The sequence below is a fragment of the Streptomyces sp. NPDC021096 genome (genome assembly GCF_040641275.1).
Lineage (GTDB): Bacteria > Actinomycetota > Actinomycetes > Streptomycetales > Streptomycetaceae > Streptomyces.
Genome location: NZ_JBFADG010000039.1, coordinates 12,419 through 37,230 on the forward strand (window position 1 = coordinate 12,419; position 24,812 = coordinate 37,230).

Here is a 24,812-nt window from a genome sequence, read left to right on the forward strand (position 1 = left end):
CGAGGCGCCGGACACCGGAATAACCGGATGAGCCCTCCGGTTGTTTGGATCATGGCACTCCCCACACACCTCGGCACGATCGGCCTGTGGAGCGCGGGCCTGCGCACGGACGACCCCACGCGGCTCGGCGAAATCGCCGACGCGGCGGCGGAGTTGGAGGAGCTCGGCTACTCGGCCCTGTGGATCGGCGGCAACCCCGGCATGGCCCAGGCCGCCCACGTCCTGGCGGCCACCGACCGGGTCGCCGTGGGCACCAGCATCCTCAGCATCTGGCAGCACGAGGCGGCCGACGTCGCGGCCCAGTACGCCGCCCTCGCCCCCGGCCTGCGCGAGCGCTTCGTCCTCGGCCTGGGCGTGAGCCACACCGCGCTGGCCGAGCAGTACGCCCGCCCGTACTCCGCGATGCGGGCGTATCTGACGGCACTGGACGACGCCCCCGTCCCGCTGCCCGCCGGGCAGCGCGTGCTGGCCGCGCTCGGGCCGAAGATGGTCCGGCTCGCCGCCGAGCGCGCGGCCGGGGCGATCCCCTACCTCGTCACCGCCGAGCACACCGCGAAGGCCCGCGAACTGCTGGGGCCGGACGCCTTCCTCGCCCCCGAGGTGAAGGTCGTCCTCGACACCGACCCGTCCCGCGCCCGCCGCACGGCCCGCGAATTCCTCGCCATCTACCTGCCGCTGCCGAACTACACCAACAACCTGCTCCGGCTGGGCTTCACGGAGGAGGACTTCGAGGACGGCGGCAGCGACCGGCTCGTGGACGCCCTCTTCGCCCTCGGCGACGACGCGGCGGTCCGCGCCCGCGTCGACGAGTTCCTCGCGGCCGGCGCCGACCACCTCGCCGTCCAGGTCGTCCTGCCGGACGGCCGGCAGCAGGCCCGCACCCTCGCCCGCCCCGAGTGGCGCGAGCTGGCCCAGGCCCTGCCGCTGTAGGGCCGCGCCCTACAGCCCGAACAGGCGGGCCGCGTTGTCGTGGCACACCCCGCGCAGCCACGCCTCGTCCTGGCCGAGGCCGGTGAGGGCCTCGAGCGCGTGCCCGTAGCCGTACGGGATGTTCGGGAAGTCGCTGCCGAAGAGGATCCGGTCGCCGAGCGCCGTCAGCCGCGCCCGCTCGGCGACCGGAAAGGGCGCCGCCCTCTCGGCGAAGTCCGTGAACGCCATCGTCGTGTCGAGGTGCACCCCCTCGTACCGCCCGGCCAGGTCCAGGAAGTCCGCGTACTCCGGCATCCCCATGTGGGCGATCACCAGCCGCAGGGCCGGGTGCCGGGCCAGCAGCCGTGCCACCGGCGCGGGCCCGGTGTGCTTGCCGGGCACCGGCCCCGAGCCGCAGTGGACGACGACCGGCGTCCGGGTGTCGGCGAGCGTGCCCCAGACCTCGTCCAGCAGCGGATCGCCCGGGTCGTACGCCCCCACCTGCACATGCGCCTTGAAGATCCGCGCCCCGGCGTCCAGCGCGTCGCGCACGCAGCGCCCGGCGCCCGGCTCGGGAAAGAACGTCGCCGTGTGCAGACAGTCGGGCGTGCGGGCCGCGAAGTCCGCCGCCCAGCCGTTGAGCCACGCGGCCATGCCGGGCTTGTGCGGATAGATCATCGAGGTGAAGGCGCGCACCCCGAAGCCCCGCAGGACGGCGAGGCGCTCGCCCTCCGCGTGCCGGTAGGCGATCGGCCAGTGGCGGCCGACCAGCGGACCGGGGGCGTCGAAGTAGGCCCAGACCTTGGCCAGAACCCGCTCGGGCATGAAGTGGGTGTGGACGTCGATCAGACCGGGGAGCCCCAGGCCCCGCCAGAAGCCGACGACGGCATCGTCCTTCACCCGCGCCTCCCCGCCCCGGAAACGCCGCAGGCCCGGTACCAGTGGTACCGGGCCTGCGGTCTTAGTAGCGGGGACAGGATTTGAACCTGCGACCTCTGGGTTATGAGCCCAGCGAGCTACCGAGCTGCTCCACCCCGCGACGGTCGAGAGTCGAAACTCTCGGCTGTGCGCTCGGCAGGATTCGAACCTGCAACCTCTTGATCCGTAGTCAAGTGCTCTATCCGTTAAGCTACGAGCGCTCGGCTTTCCGGCGGACTTTCTTGCCGGTCGGCGTTGCGTGGACAACATTACATGAACCTCGCCGCCAGACGAAATCCATTAGCCGCACCCCACCTGACCTGCGAAAACAGCCCCGGATGCCCCCCCGGACGCCCCCCCGGGCGAAGATCGCCGGACACGGTCCCGGGAAAACAGAAGCCCCGGTCGTCACGAGGACGACCGGGGCTTCCGGCGACTGCGGAGGCGGAGGGATTTGAACCCTCGATGGGATTTAAGTCCCAAACCGCATTAGCAGTGCGGCGCCATAGACCGGACTAGGCGACGCCTCCAGCTACAACCGCGCAGGCGCGGGTGTCGCGTGCAGATGATGACACAGCCTTGCGGCTCGCCACCAATCGCAGCCTACGGTACCGGGAGACAGGTGCCTCGGGCAAAGGCCTTACCGACGCGCAACGCGAAACGCCCCGACGCGTTAGTTCGGACGAGGGGTTTGGCCGGAAGCCCGGCCGCCCGGCCCCCGTACCGCTCGCACCTCAGGAGTATTCGCATGCCGCTCCGCCGTCTCGCCCTGGCCGCCGCGCTGGCCGCCCCGCTGCTGGCCGCCTCCGCCGCCGCCACCGCGGCCCCGATCCCGCTCGACGGCGCGGACCGCGGCGGCGACCACCTCACGGTCACCATCACGGACACCGGCGCCCACGACGGCACGTACGAGCTGTACTGCCACCCGACGGGCGGCACCCACCCACAGGCCCAGGCGGCCTGCGACCAGCTCGACAGTCATATGAAGTGGGGCACGGACCTCTTCGCACCGGTTCCGGAGGGCCAGCTGTGCACCATGCTCTACGGCGGGCCGGAGCGGGCGCACATCTCCGGAACCTGGGCCGGCCGGCCGGTGAACGCCGACTTCAACCGGACCAACGGGTGTGAGACCGCACGGTGGAACAAGTTCTCCACCGTGTTCGGGGAGTCGAAGGGCTCGCCGAAGAAAACGACCGTGGAAACCGGTCAGGGCTGACCAGAAGGTCACCACGAAGGCGGACACGAGGGGCATGTCCGGCCTGCCCGAGACGCCCGCAAGAGGCCCCGTGACGGGGCCCGGCACACGTGTCATCCGCAGTAGCGCACGCAACGGCAGCCCGTAGACTTCCCCTCAATGACAGCCCCGAGGCGGTACAAAACCGCCCGGAGCGGTCGGCAAGGTGCGGTAACCAGGGAGGAAGCGTCGTCGTGAGCAGCAGGCCATCCCGAGGCGCTGCTCGCCTCGCAGCCATACTCGACGCCCTGCCCGATGCCCTGTTGCTCGTCAACTGCAACGGCACGGTCGTCAACGCCAACCACATCGCGCTCGAGACGTTCGAGGTGCCGGGCACCGGTCTCGTCGGGCGCGGTCTGCTCGATCTGCTGCCGGAGTTCGACTCGCGGCGCATCCCCGGTGGGCTGCGGCTGCGGGACGAGCCGGACGGCGGGCGCACCAAGCCCACCCGGATGATCGCCCGGCGCACGGACGGCACCCAGTTCCCCGTCGAGGTGACCAGCGCCAACCTCGACGGCCGCACCCCGTACGCCGAGCCGCACGCCTCCTACGACGACGAGCTGCTCATGCTCGTCGTCCGCGACCTGACCGGCACGCTCGACACCGAGGCCGAACTCGCCCGCTCCCAGCGCCAGACCGAGATGATCCTGCGCGCGGCGGCGGAGGGCGTGGTCGGCGTCGACACCGCCGGCAAGGTCGTCCTCGTCAACCCCTCAGCCGCGCAGATCCTCGGCTACCGCGCGAGCGACCTCGGCGGTCGCGAGCTGCACCCCCTCATCCACCACTCGCGCGCGGACGGCACGCCCTTCCCGTACGAGGAGTCGCCCATCGCCGACACCCTGCGCTCCGGGCGCAAGCACCGGGTGCGCGGGCAGGTGCTGTGGGCCAAGGACGGGCGCGCGGTGCCGGTCGACCTGACGACCGCGCCCGTGCGCGACGGCGACCAGCTCGTCGGCGCCGTGATGACCTTCACCGACCGGCGCCCCTACGACGCCCTCGCCGCGCGCCACGCACAGCTGATGGCGGTGCTGGACGAGTCCCTGCGCGGCCCCCTGGACCAACTCCGTGCCGAACTCGGCACCCTCGCCGACGACCCGGCCGGGCAGCTGTGGCCCGAGGCCAACCAGATCCTGCACCATCTGGCCGCCGGTTATGCCCGGATGACCACGCTTGTCGACAATGTGCTGGCCTATCAGCGGCTGGACGCCGGGCAGGACAAGCTCGTACGGGAGAAGGTCGCGCTCGACGAGGTCGTCGCGGCGGGCGTCGAGGGCGCGGTCGAGCTGATCGGCCCCGGCCGGGCGCAGTTCGCCGTGCACGCCCCGGCGATCGAGGCCGAGGTGGACGCGGAGCGGTTCGCCCAGGCGCTGGCGCACCTGATCGCGGACGTCGCGGGCGTCGACTCCACCGGTTCCCCGTCCGCCGCCACGTCCGCCTCCGGTCCGGCCACCGCCGTCGGCGACTCGACGATCGTCGTGGCGGCGGCCCAGCGCGGGGAGGTCGTCCGCGTCGAGGTGCGCGGCCCCTACCCGGGCGGCGACCCGGTGCACGGCCCCCTGGTGCGCGGCATCGTCCGCCGCCACGGCGGCGTGCTGCAGACGCACGACCTGCCGGGTGCGTCGGGCGGCAAGGCGTACGTCCTGGAGGTGCCGGTCTCGGCCGACGCCGGCCCGGTGCCGGCCTCCGCGCAGCAGCGCGGGCCCGACACGGAGAATCTGACGACCGTCATGCCGATGCCGACGCAGCGCGGCCGGGGCATGAACCCCGACCCGGCCGGCGACGAGGCTCCCACCCCGGAGACCCCTGCCGGCGGCGGCCGGCGGGCGCGCCGTGGAGCGACGGAGACGGCGACGGCCGAGGCCCCCGAGAAGCCGGAGGCGGCCGCGGCCGCCGACACCCCCGCGGCGCCGCAGCCGACGGGGCGGCGCCGGGGTCCGGCCCGCGCGGAGGACTCCGCCGACGCCCCGGGCGACCGCCCGGGCCCGGGCGGCCTGGTCCCCTCGCAGGCCACGGGCACGCCGACCGGGCGCCGGGCGCGCCGCGGAGCGACGGAGACGGCGGCGGCCGAGGCCCCGCGCACCGCGTTCGCCCTGCCGCCGGGGGAGGCGGACCGCCCCGCCGAGCCGACGGGCCGCCGTGCGCGGCGCGGCGTCGCGGAAGCGGTGCCGGAGCACCAGATCCCGGGCCAGGCCACCGACGAACCGTCCGCTCCCCGGACGGCGTTCGCCCTGCCCCCGGCCGAAGCCGACCGCAAGCCGGCCCCGGCCCCCGACGCGACCTCCGTCCCACCCCAGACCCCCCGCCCCCGCCCCAACCCGTCGGCCCCCGAACAGCCGACCGGCACCCACGACGCCACCACCCCACCGCCCGAGCCCGCCGCGGGCCCGTACGGCCAGGGGACGCCGGCGCCGTTCGGCCCGGAGGGCATGCCCGGCGCCCGGGTCCAGGGGCCCGACGCACCCGCGCCCTTCAGCCTGGAGGGCGTGCCCGGCGGCAGCGCCGGCCGGGGCGGACCCGGGCAGCAGGGCACGAACGCACCCGCACCCTTCAGCCTGGAGACCATGCAGGGCGGCCGCGCGGGCCAGGGCGCACCCGGACAGCAGGGCACGAACGCACCTGCGCCCTTCAACCCGGAAGGCATGCCGGGCGGCGGCGCGGGGCGGGGCGCACCGGGTCAGCAGGGCACGAGCGCACCCGGTTCTTTTGGGCCGGAGGGCATGCCGGGCGGCGGCGCCGGCCAGGGCAACCACGCGGCGGCACAGGGACCGAACGGCCCGGGGGCCGTGCCGGGCGGCTCCGCCGGCCGGGGCGCACCGGGGCAGCAGGGACCTGACGCACCCGCACCCTTCAGCCCGGAAGGCGTGCCGGGCGGGAGCGCGGGCCAGGGCCCCGCGGCCATGCCGGGCGGCTCCGCCGGCCGGGGCGGACCCGGACAGCAGGGCACGAACGCACCCGGTCCCTTCAGCCCGGAGGGCGTGCCGGGCGGCAGCGCCGGCCGGGGCGGACCCGGACAGCAAGGCGCGAACGCACCCGCACCCTTCAGCCTGGAGACCATGCAGGGCGGCCGCGCGGGCCAGGGCGCACCCGGACAGCAGGGCACGAACGCACCCGGTCCCTTCGGCCCGGAAGACGTGCCCGGCGGCAGCGCCGGCCGGGGCGCACCCGGACAGCAGGGGCCCAACGCACCCGCACCCTTCACCCCGGAAGGCATGCCGGGCGGCAGCGCCGGCCAGGGCAACCACGCGGCGGCACAGGGACCGAACACCCCCGCGGCCATGCCGGGCGGCCGCGCGGGCCGGAGCGGCCCTGCGGGGCAGGGCCCGTACGGGCCGGAAGCGGCGGGCGGCCCCGTCGACCTCAACGGCACCGCGGCCCAGGGCCCGTACGGCCCGGAGAGCGTGCCCGCGCAGCAGGGCACGAACGCGCCCGGCCCCGTCCACCCCAACGGCACCACCGCACAAGCCCCGAACGCCTCCGGCCAGGGCGGGACCCCCGGTTCCGACGGCCCCACCGACCAGGGCGCACCCGGACAGCAGGGTCCGAACACCTCCGGTTCCCCCGACGTCGCTGACGCGGACCGTTCCGCGAAGCCCGCCGAGGGTGAGCCCGTGGCGCAGCCGCAGGTGGTCGCCGGTGGTGGCGAGGGCGAGGCGGCGCAGGTCGCGCCGGCGCCCACCGGTCGGCGTCGGGCGCGGCGCGCGCTCGCCGAGGAGCCGGGGGCGGCCGGCCGGCAGGGTGCGGCCGAGGCGGCGCCCGCCGCGCGGGCGATCAGTGTGCGGCCCTTGGGGCAGGGGCCCGGCGCGGGCGAGACCCCGCCGAACGGAACCCCCTCCCCCGGGTCCGGCCGCCGCCGGAAGCTGGCGAACCCCTCCGACGGCGAACGCGAGGCCCAGGCGCAGGCACAGGCGGCACAGGCCCAGGCGGCACAGGCGCGCCCCGCCGGCGCGCCCGCCCCGGCCACACCCCCGGCTACGCCGGAAACGGCACCGGCCCCCACCGCCACCCCCGGCAGCGCCGCGCGCCCCGAAGGCCGGGCCTTCGCCATAGGGGCACCGGACGAGGGTGCCGAGGGGCCCGAGCCGCTCGACGGCCCGAACGGTGCGGTCGAGGTCGTGGAGGCCGTGCGTCCGCCGATGGACGACGAGTTGCCGCCCGAGCCGCTGGACAACCCGCGCCGGCTGCTGGTCTGGCCGGCACCGGACGCGTCCACGGAACAGGCGCTGACCGAGCGCGGCTACCGCCCGGTGATCGTGCACTCGCGCGAAGAGGTGAACGCGCAGATCGCCGCGTACCCGGCCGCCCTGTTCGTCGACCCGCTGACCGGCCCGATCACCCGTACCGCGCTGCAGTCGTTGCGCGAGGCGGCGGTCGCGGCCGAGGTCCCGGTGCTGGTGACGGCGGGCCTGGGGCACGCGACCCGGGAGGCGGCGTACGGCGCCGACCCGGCCGTACTGCTCAAGGCCCTCGCGCCGCGCGACAGCGAGATGCACCCGCCCCGCGTGCTGCTGATCGAGGAGCACGAGCCGATCGCGAACGCGCTGACGGCCACGCTGGAGCGGCGCGGCATGCACGTCGTGTGCGGGGCGACGGACGCGGAGGCGGTGACGCTCGCCGCGCAGACGCGCCCCAACCTGGTCGTCATGGACCTGATGCAGGTGCGCCGCCGCCGCGCCGGCATCGTCGACTGGCTGCGCGGCAACGGCGCGCTGAACCGCACGCCGCTGGTCGTCTACACCTCCGCCGACCTCGACGCGACCCAGCTGCCGCGGCTGGCCTCCGGCGAGACGGTCCTCTTCCTCGCGGAGCGCTCGACGAGCGCGGAGGTGCAGGGCCGCATCGTGGACCTGCTGGCGAAGATCGGCACCAATTAGGCGGAGGCGTCCGGGGCGGGACCCGTGTCCCGCCCCGTCAGGCGGAGGGCCGCCGTGCGCACGGACGCGCGCAGCCGGGCGTCGTCCTCGTCGGTGTCGCCGATGAGGATCCGCCGCATGTGCGGCTGCACGGTCGACCACGACGCCAGGGCGGTCAGCATGAAGAGCAGGTCGGGCGCGGGGATGCGGGAGTCGATGACGCCCTTGTCCTGGGCCTCGGCGAAGGCCTCGACCTTGCGGGCGTAGTGGCGCCGGCGCTCCTCCTCGTGGGGGATGCCGCCGGTGCCGTACTCCAGGCCCTCCCAGAAGACCAGCCTGATCAGTTCGGGGTTGGCCGCGTGGTAGTCCATGAGGCGGTCGATCCAGCCGTCGACGTCCTCGGCGTCGACGGGGTAGGCGACGGCCAGCTCCATGAGGCGCTTCTCGAGCACCTGGGAGAAGAGCTCGGCCTTGTTGCCGAAGTAGGCATAGATCAGCTGCTTGTTCGCCCGGGCCTCGCGGGCGATGCGGTCGACACGGGCGCCGGCGATGCCGTAGCGGGCGAACTCGGCGGTGGCCGCCTCGAAGATGCGGGCCTTGGTGGCCTCGGGATCCCTGACTGATGCCATGCCACCCAGCGTAACCAACTATTTGGTTGACAGCAGGTGCAGGGCGCTTGCAAGATTCAACCAACCAGTTGGTTGCAAGACGCAGGGGGAGCCGCACACCCATGACCGACACCGCCGGCCACGACTCCATACGCACCACCACCCCGCCCGGGGCACCCTCCCGCCCGGCACCCGCCCCGCGCGGCCTGGGCGACGGCGCCCTGCTCTCCGTGATCGCCCTCTGCACGGCGGTCACCGCGGCGAACATCTACCTCGCCGCCCCGCTCCTGGGCCTCATCGCCCGTGACTTCGGCGTCTCGGCCTCCGCGGCCGGCTGGATCGCCTCCGTGGCCCAGCTCGGCTATGCGGCCGGCCTGTTGATCTTCGCTCCGCTCGGGGACACCGCCGACCGCCGCCGCCTCGTCGGCATCCTGTCCGCGGTCGCCGGCGCGGCCCTGGTCGCCGCAGCGCTCGCCCCCGGGCTGCCCGCCCTGGCCGCGGCCGTGCTGGTGGCCTGCGCCGCCACGGTCGTACCGCAGCTGCTCGTACCGTTCGTCGCCGAGCGCGCGCCCGCCGACCGGCGGGGCCGGCACGTGGCCGCGGTGGTGGCCGGGCTGTTCACGGGCATCGTCGCGGCACGCGTGGTCGGCGGGCTCGCGGGCCAGGCGTTCGGCTGGCGCGCGGTCTTCTTCGGCGGCGCGGCCCTGACGGTCGCGGTCGGCCTGCTCACCGCCGTCCTGCTGCCCGCCGAGACCCGGCCGCGCGGCGGCGCCAACCCGCTCAAGGCCATCGCCGGGCTGCCGGGCCTCCTCGCCTCCTCCCCCGCACTCCGCACCGCTTGCTTTCGCCAGGGCGGTCTCTTCGGCGCCTGGAGCGCCCTGTGGACGACGCTCACCCTGCTCCTGACGACGACGTCCGGGTCCTACCACCTCTCCGCCGGCACGGCGGGCCTCTTCGGCCTCTTCGGCCTCGTCTCCACCGTCGTCGCCCCGGTCTCCGGCAGCCTCATCGACCGCCTCGGCCCCGGCCGCGTGATCACCACCGCCTACGCGCTGACGGCCGTTTCGGTCCCCCTCTTCTGGCTGGGCGGGCACGCGCTGTGGGCCCTGTGCGCCGGCGCCGTCCTCATCCACGCGGGCCTGATGGCCGGTCAGGTCGCCAACCAGACCGGCGCCCTGGCGGCCACCGCCAAGCCCGCCGCCGCCAACACCGCCTACGTCGTCTGCGGCTTCCTCAACGGCGCCGCCGCCTCCGCCCTGGCGGGCCCGGCCTTCGGCCACTGGGGCTGGAACGGCGTCTGCGTCATCGCCGCGGCCTGGGTGCTGCTCGGCTGGGCCGGCGGAGCCCTCTCCGCCCGCACGCACCGCGCCTAGCCACTCGGCAGGGCGCGCATGACCGTGCCGGGCTCGCTCCTGGCGACGGCCGGCGTACGCAGCCACGCCTCGCAGGCCAGGGTCGGTTCGAGGGCGAGCAGCGGGGCGGCCGTGGGGTGCGGGGCGCTCAGCTCGGCGCGTACGGCGGCGTCGTCGACGAGGCCGAGCCGGGACAGTTCGGAGCCGTCGAAGAGGGCGAGCAGGGCGGGGCGGTGGCGGCGGAAGCCGTCCATGACGTCCTCGCCGTAGGGGCGGACCTTGGTGGCGCGGCCGAGGAGGTCGTCGGGGACGATGCCGCGCATCGCCTCGGCGAGCAGGGGTTTGTAGCGCTGGGGCGTACCGCGCTCGTCGGGGCGTACCGCGAGGGCGGCCTCGATCACCCGGTCGTCCAGATAGGGGGCGGCCAGCCGCACACCGTGCGCGGCCATGAGTCGGGTCGCGTAGGCGACGGCGGCCCCGGCCTGGCGGATGGCCTCCAGCGTCCGGTGGGTGCCGCGGTCGGGGGCCAGCGGTTCGTACGAGGCGTCGGTGAGCAGTTCACAGGTGGTGTAGGCGGCGTCGGCGGTCACCCAGGCGGGCATCCGGAGCTCGGGCGTCCAGCCCAGCTGGGGGCGGAAGGGCCGCGGCGGCGCGGCCGTCAGGCGCCCCGCGCTGTGGGTGAGCCAGGCCGGGAAGTCCTTGGAGTCGGTGACGGCCCGCCAGGTGGCCGCGAGCGGCCAGTGCTTGAGGGCGCGGCGGTCGCGGATGTGCCGCACGGCCGTCAGCGGCCGCGACCGGGCGAGGGTGTGCAGATAGGAGGAGGACGGGGAGAACAGCTCGTCCCCGCCGTAGCCGCACAAGTGCAGCCGCGAGCCCTGGGCGGCCACCCGCCGGGCGCTGTCGACGAAGCGGGCGGCGTCCCTGATCCAGTGGGCGGGTTCGGCGGGCAGGACGCCCGTGCCCCGGTCCAGTTCGGCGTAGAGGGTCGGCACCTGACCGTAGGCGGGCAGCAGGTGTTCGGCGTGCGGCAGCCCGTCGGCGATGCGGCGGGCCCACAGCGCGTCGTCGCCGCCGGCTGCCGGCCGGGGTCGGCGCACGGTGACCAGCCGGCGGTCCGGGGTGGCGGCCAGCTGGGCCAGGGTGCCGGAGTCCATGCCTCCGGAGAAATCGGTGCTGACCACGCCGTCCGTCGCACGGATCCGGGACCGCACGGCATCGGTGAGGGCTTCCCTGACCGCCGACGCGCCCTGCTGGAGGGGCTGTACCGGCTCGGGCGGCTGCCACCAGCGGGCCGTGCGCGCCGTGCCGTCGGGCTCGATCACCAGATGGCTGCCGGGCGGGACGGCGTCCACGCCGCGCCACAGCGCCCGCTCCCGCAGCGGGTGCGGGACGCACGGTCTGAGCAGCCGCAGGGCGAGCAGCCGCTCGTCGACGTGCGCGCCGGTCATGGCGGCGAGGGTGTCGGGGCGGTCGGCGGCGACCGTCACGCCCGCCAGCCGCGCGCGGTAGACGCAGCACACGCCCGCGATGCCGCCCTGCACCCGGACCCGCCCTCCCACCGAGGCGATCAGATGCGCGCTGCCGCGCAGCCTGCGGGCGAGGTCGTCGAGACCGGCGACATCGGTCAACCGCGCCGCCTCGGCATGCAGTTCGGCGGGGGTGACGGGGCAGAACCCGGCCACCACGAGGCGCGTCCGCCCCGCCGCGCCCACGGTCATCGCGTCGGCGGGCCAGTGGCCCACGAGCCAGGGGCGGCCCGAGGCATGGGGGATCCCCTCCGGGCCGGGCGCGGCGGCGCGGGCGAGGGCGGCGCTGCCCGCGTCGCTGTCGGGCAGGACGACGAACGCCATGTCGGCGGACATGGGCGGCGCTCCTCAGCCGGCCGGACAGAGGGCCGGCGCGGCGTGGTCGTCGGCGCCCCGGCCCCGTTCCGCTGTCGTGTCCGCGCGCAGCTCCATGGGGGGTCCTTCCGCTCCGGGCGGCACGACGAGGGCACCGCACTTCGATAACGGTAAGTAGTCACGCGAACGCAGTGCAACGGTCGCCGCAGGCGCCCGGAGTCTTGTCTCGCACCATGCCTACCCGCGTGCGCCCCCCGGCGCACGCGCCCCGCGACCGTTCCCGCGTGCCCCGCAGCATGCACGTACCCCGAATTGTGCCGCCAATTGTGGCGGACTCGTTTCCTCCGGGTAGTGACTTACCGACGGATACGTCAGCAGAATCACCGGGAACTACCCTCGCGTAACGACGCGCAGAATGGGGAGGCCCCCGGTGCAGAGCACGATGCAGGACGTACCGCTGACCGTCTCGCGGATCCTGGCCCACGGGTCGAGGGTCCACGGCAGCGCTCAGGTGACGACCTGGACAGGCGAGGGCGCGCCCCACCGGCGCAGCTTCGCGGCGATCGGGGGCCGGGCCACGCAACTCGCCCACGCCCTGCGGGCCCTGGGGGTCGCCGAGGGCGAGCCCGTGGCCACACTCATGTGGAACAACGCCGACCATGTGGAGGCCTACCTCGCGGTCCCCTCCATGGGCGCGGTGCTGCACACCCTCAACCTCCGACTGCCCCCCGAGCAGCTCGCCTGGATCGTCAAGCACGCCGCCGACCGCGTCGTCATCGTCAACGGCTCCCTGCTGCCGCTGCTCGCGCCGCTGCTGCCGCACCTGGACTGCGTCGAGCACGTCGTGGTCTCCGGCCCCGGCGACCGGTCCGCGCTGGCCGGCGCCCACCCGCAGGTGCACGAGTACGACGACCTCATCGCGGGCCACCCCGCCGACCACTACCCCTGGCCCGAGCTCGACGAGCGGCAGGCCGCCGCCCTGTGCTACACCTCCGGCACCACCGGCGACCCCAAGGGCGTGGTCTACAGCCACCGTTCGATATACCTGCACGCGATGGAGGTCAACGCCGGGGCGTCCTTCGGGCTGACCCCCGCGGAGATCTGCCTGCCCGTCGTGCCGATGTTCCACGTCAACGCCTGGGGCCTGCCGCACGCCGCGTTCATGGCGGGCACGTCGCTGCTGATGCCGGACCGCTTCCTGCAGCCCGCGCCGCTCGCCGAGATGATCGAGTCCGAGCGCCCGACCGTGACGGCCGGCGTGCCGACGATCTGGCAGGGGCTGCTGGCCGAACTCGACGCCAGGCCCCGCGACATGTCCTCGCTGCGCACCGTGATCAGCGGCGGTTCGGCGTGTCCGCCCTCGCTGATGAAGGCGTTCGAGGAGCGGCACGGGCTCACGCTCGTCCAGGCCTGGGGCATGACCGAGACCTCGCCGCTGGGCTCCGTGGCCTTCCCCCCGGTCGGGCTGAGCGCCGAGGAGGCGTGGCCGTACCGCGTCACGCAGGGCCGCATGCCCGCCGGCGTCGAGGCGCGGCTGGTCGGGCCGGGCGGGGACGTCCTGCCCTGGGACGGCGAGTCGGCCGGTGAGCTGGAGGTCCGCGGCCCCTGGATCGCCGGCGCGTACCACGGCGGCGCCGGCGGGGAGCCCGAGCGGCCGGCGGACAAGTTCAGCCCGGACGGCTGGCTGCGCACGGGCGACGTCGGCACGATCTCCCCGGACGGCTTCCTCACCCTCACCGACCGGGCGAAGGACGTCATCAAGTCGGGCGGCGAGTGGATCTCCTCGGTCGAGCTGGAGAACCACCTGATGGCCCACCCGGAGGTCGCCGAGGCCGCCGTCGTGGCCGTACCGGACGACAAGTGGGGCGAGCGGCCGCTGGCCGTGGTCGTGCTCAGGAACGGATCGGCCGTCGACTACGAGGGCCTGCGCGGCTTCCTCGGCGAGCGCATCGCCCGCTGGCAGCTGCCGGAGCGCTGGGCGCTCGTCCCGTCGGTGCCGAAGACCTCGGTGGGCAAGTTCGACAAGAAGGTGCTGCGCAGGCAGTACGCGGACGGCGACCTGGTCGTCACCACGCTCGGCTGACGGGAGCGGGCCGCGGCCCGGCGCACGCTACGCCGCCGCGGCCAGTTCCGGGTCCTCGCGGAGCTTGCCCAGCGCGCGGGAGACCGCGCTCTTGACCGTGCCGACGGAGACCCCGAGGAGCTCGGCGGTCTGCACCTCGGTCATGTCCTCGTAATACCTGAGGACGACCATGGCCCGCTGCCGCTCCGGCAGCCGGCGCACCGCGCGCCACATCGCGTCGCGCAGCGCCTGCTGCTCGGCGGGGTCGGCGGCGGGGCTCTCCTCGCGCTCGGGCAGCTCCTCGCAGGGGAACTCGTCGACCCTGCGCTTGCGCCACTGCGAGGTGCGCGTGTTCACCAGCGCCCGCCGGACGTAGCCGTCGAGGGCGCGGTGGTCCTCTATGCGGTCCCAGGCCAGGTACGTCTTGGTGAGCGCCGTCTGCAGCAGATCCTCGGCATCGCACGGGTTCGAGGTCAGTGAACGTGCGGTGCGCTGCAGCACCGCGCCCCGGACCCGTACGTACGAAGAGAACGACGGGTACACGGCTGCGGTGGATGCGCGGGTGCACACAGGCGTCGTAGTAGCTGTCATGTCTCCACGCTATGAGCGCGCGCATAGCTGCGGATCGGCCGGAGGTGCCGAAGAACGGTCCCCCTCAGGTCGTACCCGGAAGGACGGGCCCACCTCCTGGAGGGGGAGACCCCCCAGGGGTGGTCTGGGGGGTCGTGCGCCGGTGCGGGTGCCGGTGGGGGTGCCGTGCGACGGCGTCCGTCACTGGATGACGGCCACCGGCGCGTCGACGAGATTGCGGTCGATGGTCAGCTTCCGGCTGCCGTGGGTCTCGGTCACGTTGCCCGCGTACTGGTGGATGCGGCGGTGCGGATGCCAGGCCGCGGCGGAGAGCACCTGCTCGCTCTCCGTGGAGGCGGGCAGCCGCCAGCGGGCGAACCACAGGATCTCCGGCAGGTTGCCCACGCCGGCCCGCCGGGCGAGTTCCATGTGCCGCACGCCCGACTCGGCGCTGCTGTAGAAGCCGGGCAGGTAGCCGTGGCGGCTGACGGTGCGGCTCCAGGACTGGATGAAGGACAGGGTGATGTCGGCGCAGTCGTAGTCGGCGTAGTCGTACGCCTCCATGTCGAGGTAGAGCGGGCTGCCGGCCGCGATGCCCAGCGCGGAGGCGCTGCGGACGGCGTCGCGGCCCTCGTCGGTGCCCTGGCCGTCAGGGTCGTCGCCGATGGGGTAGCCGGCCTTGGAGCTGGCGCGGACGCAGGGCGACTGGGAGCCGACGAAGACGGGCAGGATCCGCCAGCCCAGGTCACGGGCGCCGGTCAGCCACCTCTTGCTGAGGTACTTCTGCTTCGGGCAGGCGCGGGCCCGGCCGCCGTAGTAGACGCCGACGGCTCCATAGCCGGAGGTCGCTCCCCACGCGCTGAGGGTGGTCAGCGGCGGAGCCTGGCAGGTGTCGAAGCCGCGGCCCCGGTAGATGCTGGGACCGGCGGCCGGTGCCGCCGTCACGGGTACGGCGTGGGCGACCACCTGGGCCAGCGCCGCCATCAGGGCGACGAGATATCCGATGATCTTTCTCCGTCGGTGCATACGGCCGAGTCAAGGGGCCCGAAGACCACCCTTCTGCTCCGACACGCCCTGGTTTCATCCGTCTGCGCCGAGAATCAGCCCCGAGGTGGGAACCCCCGTCCCGGCGGTGACGAGCACGTGCCGGGCGCCCGGCACCTGGTTGACCGAGGTGCCGCGCAGCAGCCGGACCGCCTCCGCGATGCCGTTCATGCCGTGCAGATAGGCCTCCCCCAGCTGCCCGCCGTGGGTGTTCAGCGGCAGCGCGTCCGCCGCCACGAAGGCGCCGCCCTCGCCGGGCCCGCAGAAACCGAACTCCTCCAGTTGCAGAAGTACGTAGGGCGTGAAGTGGTCGTAGAGGATCGCCGCGTCGACGTCCGCCGGCCGTAGTCCGCTGCCCGCCCACAGCTGCCGGGCGACGACGCCCGCCTCGGGCAGTCCGGCCGGTTCGTCGCCGTAGAAGCCGGTCATCTGCTCCTGGCCCCGGGCGGCGCCCTGCGCGGCGGCGGTGATCACGGCGGGCGGGTGCGGCAGCGTACGGGCCCTCTCGAGGGAGGTGACGACGAGCGCCTGGCCCCCGTCGGTCTCCTGGCAGCAGTCCAGCAGCCGCAGCGGCTCGGCGATCCAGCGCGAGGCCGCGTGGTCGGCGAGGGTGATGGGCCTGCCGTGGAAGTGGGCGGCCGGGTTGCGGGCCGCGTGCCGCCGGCCGGCGACCGCGACGTGGCCGAACACCTCGGGCGTCAGCCCGTACGTGTGGAGGTAGCGGCGGGCGGTCATGGCCACCCAGGAGGCGGGGGTGAGCAGGCCGAAGGGCAGCACCCAGCCGAGCGCGACCCCCTCGGCGGACGGTTGCCGGTGCTGCACGCCGGCGCCGAAGCGGCGCCCGGAGCGTTCGTTGAAGGCGCGGTAGCAGACGACGACCTCGGCGACCCCGGACGCGACGGCGAGGGCCGCCTGCTGGACGGTGGCGCAGGCCGCGCCGCCGCCGTAGTGGACGCGGGAGAAGAAGGACAGCTCCCCGATGCCGACCGCCCGGGCCAGCGTGATCTCGGGGCTGGTGTCCATGCTGAAGGTGACCATGCCGTCGACGTCTCCGGGGCCCAGCCCGGCGTCCGCGAGGGCCGCCCGCACGGCCTCGGCGGCCAGGGCGAGCTCGCTGCGGCCGGAGTCCTTGGTGAAGGCGGTGGCCCCGATGCCGACGACGGCGGCCCTGCCGCCCAGGGCGTCCGGGCGCCGGGCGCTCACGCGCCTTCCTCGGGGCGACGGGGAAGGGCCACGGTGACGGTGCCCGTGACGTGATGGCCGAGGCTGTTGGTGCCGGTGATGCCGACTTCGGCGATGCGTTCGTCCGCACATACGGAGTTAATTGTTCCGGTCAAAACGAGGGTGTCGCCCGGGTAGTTGGGCACCCCCAGGCGGATGGCGACCTTGCGCAGCACGGCGTCGGGGCCGAAGCGATCGGTGACGTAATCGGTGACGTAGCGGCCGACGAGGCCATTGGTGGTGAGGATGTTCATGAAGATGTCCGGGGCCCCCTTGGCCCGGGCCGCCTCGGCGTCGTGGTGCACGTCCTGGTAGTCGCGGGAGGCGAGGGCGCCGGCGACGATGAGCGTGCGCGTGACGGGGACGGTGAGGGCGGGCAGCGCCTCGCCGGGGCGCGGGAGGTCGCTCATGACCGGGCCCCGCTCGCTTCGTGGGGCTCATGCGGCTCGTGCGCGCGGAAGAACGGCAGCTCCAGGTCCTCGTCCACGCGGACGAACTCCAGCGAGACCGGCATCCCGATGCGGATCCGCTCCGGCTCCACGCCGATGACATTGCTGATCATCCGTACGCCCTCGGCGAGTTCGATCAACCCGACGGCATAGGGCGGCTCGAAGGCCGGGAACGGCGGGTGGTGCATCACGACGTACGAGAAGACCGTGCCGGCGCCGCTCGCCTCGACGGCCGACCAGCGCGCGGACCCGCAGTCCCCGCACCCCGGCAACCAGGGGAAACGCAGCTTTCCGCAGTCCCCGCAGCGCTGGATGAGCAGCCGGTGGGCCGCGACGCCGTCCCAGAAGCCGGCGTTGTCGCGGTTGATCACGGGGCGGGGGCGGCGTGGGGCGGGAGCGGGGGCCGGGGGCGCGGTGGGCCGGGGGCGCGGCGCGTACCTCAGCACCCGGAAGCGGTGGATGCCGGCGAGCTCGCCGTCTGCCCTGATCTCGGTCCGCGTGGTGAGGAAGTGACCGGTGCCGAGCGCCGTCGTCTTGCGGGGCGAGACGGACTCGATCACCTCCTCGAAGGTGATCACGTCCCCGGGCCGCAGCGGCCGTAGATACTCCTGCTCGCAGTCGGTCGCGACGACGGCGGTGCAACCGGCCCCCTCGAGCAGGCCCAGCAGCTCCTCGTACGCGCGGGAACGCTCGCCCGCGCCGCCGGAGAGGCCGCCCAGCGTCCAGGCCTGGAGCATGGTGGCCGGGGCGACGGGGTCCGTGCCCGCGCGGTCCGGGCCGGTGTGGCCCATGGCCTCGCACCAGTGCCTGATCATGGGGATGTTGACGGGGTCCGGGCCACGGCCGGAGACGGCCGGGCGGCCTTCGTACGCCTTGAGCCGCTCGTACGGCAGCTCGGGGCGCTGCTCGGACCGCTCCTCGGGCTGCCGATCGGGCTGCCGATCGCTCTGGGCGCTCTGGTCGCTCACCTATCTGACTGTCCGTCAGGTCAGTCAGGGCTGTCAAGGTGCCGTGCCCGGGAGCGCGAACGACCGCGCGGCGGCACCGGAGTGCCGCCGCGCGGTTCGTACAGACCCTGTCCAACTCTCACCACATCACCTTGTGACACCCCGGGAGGCGGGGGTCGTCAGGGGAGCCTCCGGTGTCACCCCCGGGGGCCCTCCCGGGTCACCAGATGTTGGTGAAGGTGATCCGCACGTTCTCCTGCTGGATCGCGGTGTGCCCATGATGGCCGGATCCGTTGACGCTCGCCGTGTTCGCCTGGTTCGAGGCGCCGGGGCCGTTGGCCTGCTGCTGGGTGGTCGTGCTGTTGCCGTGGTTGCTTCCCCCGACGCCACTCCCCACGACCCCGGCGGCGGCCGCGTTGGAACCGCGGTTGGCCAGCTGGCCCCCGTCGTCGGCCTGGGCGGCGCCGGCGAAGAAGAGGGCGGCCATCGGGAGAGCCACGAGGGCGGCGAAGACGCGGGCGGCAGTGCGGGTGCTTGCCATGTCAATTCCTCCACAGGAACAGGAACTACGGGACTTTGCCGGGCGGTTGGCCGACCGCGCACTGGCTTGTTTCGACGTCGCGCCTCCAGATTTGCCCACCGAATCTCCACCGAACCCCCAGGCTGTCCTCATTCCCTCGCAAGCATGACACCCCGTGATTAAACCCCCACCTCACCAAAAAGCCGCGTATCGGCCCTAACTCGACACCCTCACGTCCCATACGCCCCAAGTGCCGAACCGTTTCGGCAGAAATGTGGCCACCCGCCCCGACCCACACGAGATCTGCGCGATTTTTCGCGACTTTCGCGACACCGGCACGTCCCTCCCGCTCCCTCCGACCGGAAACGGGGACGTCCTGCATGACGGCCCGATCCACCGCCCGGTCCCGCCCGGCCAGCCGCCGCCGGGGCCACTGCGGCGCGATCGGGCCGCCGCTCGGCGGGTCGCCACAGGCGACCCATTTCTCACGTCAGCAACGCGAGTTCACCGAAATCACAGGAAGGTGCCCGATGAACCTCATACTCCAGGCTCTGCCCGTCGCCGCTCCGACCGTCGGCTGGGTCACGCACGCGTTCTTCCTGGCCCGCCGGCTCCGTACCGCACGCACCGACCGCCTCACGGGACTCATGCGTCGCGAGGAGTTCACCGCCCGCGGCCCGCGCGCCCTGCGCCACCCGCACACCGCCGTCCTGCTGCTGGACCTCAACGGCTTCAAGCAGATCAACGACACCCACGGGCACGAGGTGGGCGACCAGGTGATCGCGGCCGTCGGCCGCCGGCTCGCGCAGTGGTGCCGGGAGCGCGGCGGCTTCGCCGCGCGGCTGGGCGGCGACGAGTTCACCGCCCTGGTCCGCCTCGCGCCGGAGGCCGACGCCGACGCCGAGATGACGTACCTCTCGGCCCGGCTGTCGGCGCCCCTCGACACGGGCCGGGTGACCTTGTCCCCCAGGGCCTCCATCGGCCTGTGCCACACCGCCCACCGCCCCGGAGCCGGCCTCTCGGACCTGCTGCGCGGCGCGGACGAGGCCATGTACGCGGCAAAGCGGTGCGGCGACCACTGGCGGCCCGCCGGAGCCGCCGATGCCCACCACACCGCTCGAAGCCGCCGCACCGGCCGGCAGGGCCCGCATCTGACCCTGCTGACGCCGGTGCGGCGGAAGGCGTCGTAGTGGGTGTCACGGCTGTCCCCAAACAGCCGCGGCGTGCCGGGCGGTTGGCCACCGCCCGGCGTACGACGCCGGTGTCCCGTCCGCCCCTTCAGTGCAGCCGGGTCGGGACGAAGCCGCAGGTCACCGTGGTTCGGCAACACTGCGATCGATCTTGAAAGCGAGCTAACCAGTGATCGGGGCATGCCAGAAGCGACCGAGGGGTCCCGGAATGCCCCTGATGCGCGTTCGGGTCAGCCTCGTGAAGTCTGTGACGTGAGCGGGACGTTCCGGCGTACGTAGCGGCGTGGAGCATCCGGGGAATGGCCTACCACCGTCGTCAACCCCGGCCGACCGGACTCCGCGGTCCGATATCCGGTCATGTGTAGCGGGCATTCCGGGCTTTCGATTGACGCCCCGTCCCGCCCGGCCCGAGTCTGCCGGGGGTTCACGGTACGAAAACCATGACCGCTGTTCCCTTCGACACCAGGAGGCGCACACATGTCCCGCACCGGTCGGACCAGAGCCCGGTTAGCCCTCTCCGCCCTCGGCACCGTCGCCGCCCTGACGGCCGGCGTCATGACCCCGGCGGCCGCCACGGCGGCGGAGTCGCGGCCACGGGCGGCCGAGCGCTACGTCGCCCTGGGCGACTCCTTCACCTCCGGCCCCGGCATCCCCCGCCAGCTCGACACCCGGTGCGGCCGCTCCAGCGCCAACTACCCCTCGCTCGTCCGCACCGAGCTGGCCTACTCCGGCTTCACGGACGTCAGCTGCGGCGGCGCGAAGACCGAGGACATGTGGAAGCGGCAGGGCGCGACCGGCAACGCGCCGCAGCTCGACGCCCTCGGCAAGGACACCACCCTGGTCACGGTGGGCATCGGCGGCAACGACATCGACTTCAGCGAGATCATCGGCCGGTGCATCAACCCGGTGGGCGAGGTCCCCAGGGACAACCCCTGCCAGCGCTACTTCACGCGCAACGGCACCGACGAGCTCGACCGACGCATCAACGAGACGGCGCCCAAGGTCGCGGCCGTGCTCAAGGCCGTCCACGACCGGGCCCCGCACGCCCGCGTGGCCGTCGTCGGCTACCCGGCGATTCTCGGCGACGACATCGAGGGCTGCCGCAAGTCCATGCTGATCGCCGACGGCGACGTCCCCTACCTGCGCGGCACGCTCCGCCGCCTCAACGCGATGCTGCGCGTCCAGGCCACGGCGCGGGGCGACCTCTACGTCAACACCAACGCCACCACCTTCGGCCACGACGCCTGCCAGCCCTTCGAGAAGCGCTACGTGGAGGGCCTCTTCACCCGCCCCTGGACACGGCCCGCCCTCCCCTTCCACCCCAACGCCGCCGGCGAACGCGCCATGGCGGACGCGGTCGCCTACACCCTCGTACTCGGCCCGCGCCGCTGACCCACGACCGTCCTGCGGGCCGGCGGGCGGACCGACGGCTCGCGGGCCCGTAGGACGGTTCCGGCGCAACGGGACTGCTACGCCGCCGGTTTGACGGCCCGGACCACGGCGGAGTGCATGCCGTCGGCGACCGCGTGGGTGGGGTTGATCTCCACGTCCCTGAACCCGGCGGCCTCGAGCCCTTCGCGGTACTCGGCGAAGGACAGGGCCCCGGCGATGCAGCCGGCGTAGTCGCCGCGCCGGGCGCGCTCGGCTGGGCTCAGGGCGTCGTCGGCGACGATGTCGGTGATGCCGATCCGGCCGCCGGGTACGAGCACGCGGAAGGCCTCGGCGAAGACGGCGGGCTTGTCGGTGGACAGGTTGACGACGCAGTTGGAGATGACGACGTCGATGGTCCGCGCGGGCAGCGGAACGGCCTCGATGGCGCCCTTGAGGAACTCGACGTTGGCGACGCCCGCTTTCCGGGCGTTGCCCAGGGCGAGGGCGAGCATCTCCTCGGTCATGTCCAGCCCGTACGCCTTGCCGGCGGGGCCGACGCGGCGGGCGGAGAGCAGTACGTCGATGCCGCCGCCCGAGCCGAGGTCGAGGACGCGCTCGCCCTCGCGCAGGTCGGCGACGGCGAGGGGGTTGCCGCAGCCGAGGGAGGCGGCGACGGCCTCGGCGGGCAGCTCGTCCCGCTCGTGGGCGGCGTAGAGGGTGGCGCCGAAGTTCTCGTCGACGTCGACCGCCTGCGGCCCGCCGCAGCACGCGCTGCCTCCTCCTCCGGCCACGTGGAGGGCGGCGGCCGCGTAGTGCTCGCGGACGGTTTCTCGCAGGTCAGTGGGGTTCTCGCTCATGATCGCGCCTCTTTTCGCGAGCACTGCATCGATATCCTTCGATTCAAGATTGCGCCTTGCATCGAAGAACGTCAAGATAGACACATGTCGAAACAGGGACAGGACCTCGAGGCCATCGGCATCGGCATCGGCCAGGACGACACCTGCTGCACCGGTCTGCTCGCCGCCCCGCTGGACGACGACCGGGCGGTCGAGCTGGCGAAGGTCTTCAAGGCGCTGGGCGACCCGGTCCGGCTGCGCCTGCTGTCGATGATCGCCTCGCGCGACGGCGGCGAGGTGTGCGTGTGCGAGCTGACGCCGGCGTTCGAGCTGTCGCAGCCGACGATCTCCCACCACCTCAAGCTGCTGCGGCAGGCCGGCCTCATCGACTGCGAACGCCGTGGCACGTGGGTGTACTACTGGCTGCTGCCCGAGACCACCGACAAACTCGCCGCCCTCCTCACCCGCCCCACCGGTGAGCGGCTGCCCGAGCCCGAGCCAGAGTCCGCTGCCCCGAAAGGCCCCGCCCGTGTCTGATGTCGCTGGCACCGCTGACACCAAGCCGTCCGTGCCGTCCGTGCTCTTCGTCTGCGTCCACAACGCCGGCCGCTCGCAGATGGCCGCCGCGTTCCTCACCCACCTCGCGGGCGACCGCGTCGAGGTCCGCTCGGCGGGCTCGGCCCCGGCCGGGACGGTCAACCCGGCCGTGGTGGAGGCGATGCGCGAGGCCGGAGTCGACATTTCCGCCCAGCGGCCGAAGCTCCTGACCACCGAGGCGGTCCGGGCCTCCGACGTCGTCATCACCATGGGCTGCGGCGACGCCTGCCCCGTCTTCCCCGGCAAGCGCTACCTCGACTGGACGCTGGCCGACCCGGCGGGCCAGGGCGTGGCCGCGGTCCGCCCGATCCGCAACGAGATCAAGGCCCTCGTCGAGGGCCTGATCAGGGAGTTGCTGCCGCAGAGCTAGACGGGCGAGGTCGGTTACTTCGGGTCGTGGTTGAACTTCGAGGTCGACCAGAAGTAGCCGAGCACCGCGAGGCCCAGGCACCAGGCGACGGCGAGCCAGCCGTTGTTGCCGATCTCGGTGCCGAGCAGCAGGCCGCGCAGGGTCTCGATGGCGGGCGTGAACGGCTGGTACTCGGCGACCGGCTGGAACCAGCCCGGCATCGCGTCGACGGGGACGAAGGCGCTGGACAGGAGCGGCAGCAGGATCAGGGGCATCGCGTTGTTGCTGGCGGCCTCGGCGTTCGGGCTGATCAGGCCCATGCCGACCGCGATCCAGGTCATCGCCGTGGCGAAGAGCACGAGCAGGCCGAACGCCGCGAGCCACTCCAGGACGGTGGCATCGGTGGAGCGGAAGCCGATGGCCACGGCGACGGCGCCCACGAGGACCACGCTCGCGATCGACTGCAGCACGCTGCCGACGACGTGCCCGACGAGCACCGAAGGACGGTGGATCGCCATCGTGCGGAAGCGGGCGATGATGCCCTCGGTCATGTCGTTGGAGACGGAGACCGCGGTGCCGACCACGGTGCTGCCGATGGTCATCAGCAGGAGTCCCGGGACGATGTAGGCGATGTACGCGGAGCGGTCCGGACCGCCGCCGCCGATGCCCGCGCTCATGGTGTCACCGAAGACGTAGACGAAGAGCAGCAACATCATGATCGGCGTGAGCAGCAGGTTCAGGGTGAGCGACGGATAGCGCCGGGCGTGCAGGAGGTTGCGGCGCAGCATCGTGGAGGAGTCGCGCACGGCGAGGGAGATCCGGGACGGGCGGGCGGGAGCCAGGGGGGTGCTCATCGGACAGCCTCCTTGGGCTGGTCGGGGATGCCGGCGCCGCCGGTCAGGGCGAAGAAGACGTCGTCGAGGTCGGGGGTGTGCACGGTCAGCTCGTCGGCCTCGATGCCGGCCGAGTCCAGCCGGTCGAGGATGGAGCGCAGCTCGCGCTGGCTGCCGTCGCCGGGGATCCGCAGCGCGAGGGATTCGTCGTCCCGGGATGCCTCGCGCAGTGCGAGGGCGGCGGAGCGGTAGGCGGTCGGGTCGGTGAAGCGGAGCCGGACGTGCCCGCCGGGGACGATCCGCTTCAGCTCCTCGGCCGTGCCCTCGGCCGCGATCTTCCCGTCGTTGAGCACGGCGATGCGGTCGGCGAGCTCGTCGGCCTCCTCCAGGTACTGGGTGGTGAGGAAGACGGTGACGCCGTCGGAGACGAGCTCGCGGATGATCTGCCACATGTTGTGGCGGCTGCGGGGGTCGAGGCCGGTGGTCGGCTCGTCGAGGAAGATGATCCGAGGGGCGCCGACCAGGGTCATGGCGATGTCGAGGCGGCGCTTCATGCCGCCGGAGTAGGTGGAGGCGGGCTTCTTCGCGGCCTCCACCAAGTCGAAGCGCTCCAGCAGCTCGGCGGCGACCCGCCGTCCCTCGCGCCTGGACAGGTGCTGCAGGTCCGCCATGAGGAGCATGTTCTCCTCGCCGGTGATCAGGCCGTCGACGGCGGAGAACTGCCCGGTGACGCCGATCGCGGCGCGGACCGCCTGCGGGTCGGTGGTGAGGTCGTGGCCGCCGACGTGGATCCGGCCGCTGGTGGGGTCGGGGGAGATGAGCGTGGAGAGGATCTTGACGGCGGTGGTCTTGCCGGCGCCGTTCGGGCCGAGCAAGGAGAAGATCGTTCCTTCCGGAACGGCCAGGTCGACGCCGTCGAGGACGGTCTTGTCTCCGTAGGACTTGCGCAGCCCGTTCGCCGCGATGGCCAGGTTGGTCATGAGAGGTGCTCTTCCTTACAGGCTGCGGGCGGTCTTACAGGCTGCGGGCGGTGATGTTGCCGTAGGAGGTGGTGGCGGTGATGTTGAGGCCGGCGGCGTTGCCGTCGGTGTTGTTGAGGGTGTTGTGGATG

Annotated in this window: 21 protein-coding genes and 3 tRNA genes; 9 read left to right on the top strand and 15 right to left on the bottom strand. The window is 73.5% G+C overall.

From position 1 onward, the window contains the following. Positions 1–51 precede the first annotated feature (51 nt). Positions 52–930, top strand: coding sequence for an LLM class F420-dependent oxidoreductase (locus tag AB0G59_RS28195; RefSeq protein ID WP_360917308.1), 879 nt, complete (start codon positions 52–54; stop codon positions 928–930). A 9-nt stretch (positions 931–939) separates the two neighbouring features. Here the strand turns inward: AB0G59_RS28195 and AB0G59_RS28200 are convergent, their stop codons facing one another. The 4 genes from AB0G59_RS28200 to AB0G59_RS28215 all read right to left on the bottom strand — a co-directional run bounded on the left by AB0G59_RS28200 (position 940) and on the right by AB0G59_RS28215 (position 2,357). Beyond that, entirely contained in the window at positions 940–1,809 is an 870-nt protein-coding gene (locus AB0G59_RS28200) for an amidohydrolase family protein (protein WP_360917310.1), read from the bottom strand. A 65-nt stretch (positions 1,810–1,874) separates the two neighbouring features. Further along, positions 1,875–1,948 (bottom strand) — tRNA-Met (locus AB0G59_RS28205). A 27-nt stretch (positions 1,949–1,975) separates the two neighbouring features. Continuing rightward, positions 1,976–2,048: transfer RNA gene (locus tag AB0G59_RS28210), tRNA-Arg, on the bottom strand. Positions 2,049–2,266: 218 nt separating this feature from the next. After that, positions 2,267–2,357, bottom strand: a tRNA-Ser gene (locus AB0G59_RS28215). 218 nt (positions 2,358–2,575) lie between these two features. Between AB0G59_RS28215 and AB0G59_RS28220 the strand changes: the two genes are divergently transcribed. Together AB0G59_RS28220 and AB0G59_RS28225 are read left to right on the top strand one after the other, a co-directional pair. Continuing rightward, entirely contained in the window at positions 2,576–3,043 is a 468-nt protein-coding gene (locus AB0G59_RS28220) for an SSI family serine proteinase inhibitor (protein ID WP_071964845.1), read from the top strand. Between the two features lie 212 nt (positions 3,044–3,255). After that, on the top strand, positions 3,256–7,932 hold the full coding sequence (locus AB0G59_RS28225) for a PAS domain-containing protein (protein ID WP_360917313.1): 4,677 nt from the start codon (positions 3,256–3,258) through the stop codon (positions 7,930–7,932). Here AB0G59_RS28225 and AB0G59_RS28230 read toward each other — a convergent pair. Further along, positions 7,929–8,540, bottom strand: coding sequence for a TetR family transcriptional regulator (locus tag AB0G59_RS28230; protein ID WP_071964841.1), 612 nt, complete (start codon positions 8,538–8,540; stop codon positions 7,929–7,931). The two genes, AB0G59_RS28225 and AB0G59_RS28230, sit on opposite strands and share 4 nt — an antisense overlap. Before the next feature lie 101 nt (positions 8,541–8,641). On the opposite strand from AB0G59_RS28230, the gene AB0G59_RS28235 reads away from it, so the two are divergent. Beyond that, the gene (locus AB0G59_RS28235) at positions 8,642–9,892 is read left to right on the top strand and encodes an MFS transporter (protein ID WP_360917316.1); all 1,251 of its coding nucleotides are present in this window, start codon (positions 8,642–8,644) and stop codon (positions 9,890–9,892) included. Here AB0G59_RS28235 and AB0G59_RS28240 read toward each other — a convergent pair. Continuing rightward, complete coding sequence (locus tag AB0G59_RS28240; RefSeq protein WP_360917319.1) at positions 9,889–11,733, bottom strand: asparagine synthase-related protein; 1,845 nt, start codon at positions 11,731–11,733, stop codon at positions 9,889–9,891. The genes AB0G59_RS28235 and AB0G59_RS28240 overlap by 4 nt on opposite strands. 409 nt (positions 11,734–12,142) lie before the next feature. Here AB0G59_RS28240 and AB0G59_RS28245 point away from each other — a divergent pair, with 409 nt between their 5' ends. Then, positions 12,143–13,795: a long-chain fatty acid--CoA ligase gene (locus tag AB0G59_RS28245; RefSeq protein ID WP_360917322.1), complete on the top strand. Its 1,653-nt coding sequence runs from the start codon at positions 12,143–12,145 to the stop codon at positions 13,793–13,795. A 27-nt stretch (positions 13,796–13,822) separates the two neighbouring features. Here AB0G59_RS28245 and AB0G59_RS28250 read toward each other — a convergent pair whose 3' ends face one another. The 6 genes from AB0G59_RS28250 to AB0G59_RS28275 all read right to left on the bottom strand — a co-directional run bounded on the left by AB0G59_RS28250 (position 13,823) and on the right by AB0G59_RS28275 (position 18,546). After that, positions 13,823–14,365: a SigE family RNA polymerase sigma factor gene (locus tag AB0G59_RS28250; RefSeq protein WP_071964836.1), complete on the bottom strand. Its 543-nt coding sequence runs from the start codon at positions 14,363–14,365 to the stop codon at positions 13,823–13,825. A 180-nt stretch (positions 14,366–14,545) separates the two neighbouring features. Beyond that, on the bottom strand, positions 14,546–15,370 hold the full coding sequence (locus AB0G59_RS28255) for a glycoside hydrolase domain-containing protein (RefSeq protein WP_071964835.1): 825 nt from the start codon (positions 15,368–15,370) through the stop codon (positions 14,546–14,548). 54 nt (positions 15,371–15,424) lie between these two features. Further along, positions 15,425–16,591: a lipid-transfer protein gene (locus AB0G59_RS28260; RefSeq protein WP_360917326.1), complete on the bottom strand. Its 1,167-nt coding sequence runs from the start codon at positions 16,589–16,591 to the stop codon at positions 15,425–15,427. Then, complete coding sequence (locus AB0G59_RS28265; protein WP_360917328.1) at positions 16,588–17,019, bottom strand: MaoC/PaaZ C-terminal domain-containing protein; 432 nt, start codon at positions 17,017–17,019, stop codon at positions 16,588–16,590. The genes AB0G59_RS28260 and AB0G59_RS28265 overlap by 4 nt, the downstream gene beginning before the upstream one ends. Beyond that, the gene (locus AB0G59_RS28270; RefSeq protein ID WP_360917353.1) at positions 17,016–17,951 is read right to left on the bottom strand and encodes a bifunctional MaoC family dehydratase N-terminal/OB-fold nucleic acid binding domain-containing protein; all 936 of its coding nucleotides are present in this window, start codon (positions 17,949–17,951) and stop codon (positions 17,016–17,018) included. The genes AB0G59_RS28265 and AB0G59_RS28270 overlap by 4 nt, the downstream gene beginning before the upstream one ends. 274 nt (positions 17,952–18,225) lie before the next feature. Next, complete coding sequence (locus AB0G59_RS28275; protein ID WP_360917331.1) at positions 18,226–18,546, bottom strand: hypothetical protein; 321 nt, start codon at positions 18,544–18,546, stop codon at positions 18,226–18,228. Positions 18,547–19,055: 509 nt separating this feature from the next. Here AB0G59_RS28275 and AB0G59_RS28280 point away from each other — a divergent pair. Both AB0G59_RS28280 and AB0G59_RS28285 read left to right on the top strand, forming a co-directional pair. Beyond that, positions 19,056–19,715: a GGDEF domain-containing protein gene (locus tag AB0G59_RS28280; RefSeq protein WP_071964830.1), complete on the top strand. Its 660-nt coding sequence runs from the start codon at positions 19,056–19,058 to the stop codon at positions 19,713–19,715. 477 nt (positions 19,716–20,192) lie between these two features. Further along, complete coding sequence (locus AB0G59_RS28285) at positions 20,193–21,107, top strand: SGNH/GDSL hydrolase family protein (protein ID WP_360917334.1); 915 nt, start codon at positions 20,193–20,195, stop codon at positions 21,105–21,107. A gap of 77 nt (positions 21,108–21,184) precedes the next feature. On the opposite strand, the gene arsM is transcribed toward AB0G59_RS28285, so the two are convergent. Next, positions 21,185–21,943, bottom strand: a complete 759-nt coding sequence (arsM, locus tag AB0G59_RS28290; RefSeq protein ID WP_360917337.1) for an arsenite methyltransferase — start codon at positions 21,941–21,943, stop codon at positions 21,185–21,187. 84 nt (positions 21,944–22,027) lie between these two features. Here arsM and AB0G59_RS28295 point away from each other — a divergent pair, with 84 nt between their 5' ends. Next, the gene (locus AB0G59_RS28295; RefSeq protein WP_360917339.1) at positions 22,028–22,459 is read left to right on the top strand and encodes a metalloregulator ArsR/SmtB family transcription factor; all 432 of its coding nucleotides are present in this window, start codon (positions 22,028–22,030) and stop codon (positions 22,457–22,459) included. Continuing rightward, positions 22,452–22,889, top strand: a complete 438-nt coding sequence (locus AB0G59_RS28300; protein ID WP_360917341.1) for an arsenate reductase ArsC — start codon at positions 22,452–22,454, stop codon at positions 22,887–22,889. Before AB0G59_RS28295 ends, AB0G59_RS28300 begins: the two co-directional genes overlap by 8 nt. Positions 22,890–22,903: 14 nt before the next feature. Here the strand turns inward: AB0G59_RS28300 and AB0G59_RS28305 are convergent, their stop codons facing one another. Both AB0G59_RS28305 and AB0G59_RS28310 read right to left on the bottom strand, forming a co-directional pair. Beyond that, positions 22,904–23,722: an ABC transporter permease gene (locus AB0G59_RS28305; RefSeq protein WP_360917344.1), complete on the bottom strand. Its 819-nt coding sequence runs from the start codon at positions 23,720–23,722 to the stop codon at positions 22,904–22,906. Next, the gene (locus AB0G59_RS28310) at positions 23,719–24,681 is read right to left on the bottom strand and encodes an ATP-binding cassette domain-containing protein (RefSeq protein ID WP_360917347.1); all 963 of its coding nucleotides are present in this window, start codon (positions 24,679–24,681) and stop codon (positions 23,719–23,721) included. The genes AB0G59_RS28305 and AB0G59_RS28310 overlap by 4 nt, the downstream gene beginning before the upstream one ends. Positions 24,682–24,812: the final 131 nt, after the last annotated feature.